At 75.9% G+C, this 319-nt stretch carries 1 protein-coding gene; it reads left to right on the top strand.

The annotated features are described in order from the left end of the window. Positions 1 to 255 (top strand): hypothetical protein (locus tag PUR61_RS00775; protein WP_443035096.1); only part of this gene is annotated, 255 nt, incomplete at its 5' end. Positions 256 to 319: the final 64 nt, after the last annotated feature.

The following is a 319-nucleotide window of genomic DNA, read 5'->3' as shown; positions in this document are numbered from 1 at the left end:
GCGGCGGCCGTCCTGCTGGCCGGGCGGGTCGGGCCCGTGCGGGGCGGCGGCGGGGGGACCGCCACCGGGCTGCGGGGGCACCGGGGGCAGGTGGGGGGTTTGCTGGGCGGGTCCGTGGTCTGGGAAGGCTTGCAGGACTACTACCCCCGCCTGTACCACTACGAGGAGGGGATGTCCAACTCGCTGTGCCCCGCGGCGGGAGCGGTCTGGGCCGTCGCCGTCGCGTACCTGGTGGACCGCGACGGACCGGTGTAAGATCCCCGGCTCGGTGCGGGCGAGCGGACAGGGGCGGCCGAAGACGGTCGTCCGGTCGAGGAAG

Origin of the sequence: Streptomyces sp. BE20, from assembly GCF_036322525.1 — a bacterium.
Classification (GTDB): Bacteria; Actinomycetota; Actinomycetes; order Streptomycetales; family Streptomycetaceae; genus Kitasatospora.
The sequence above is the reverse complement of the archived record's forward strand: the minus strand, read 5'-3'. Positions and strand labels throughout refer to the sequence as shown.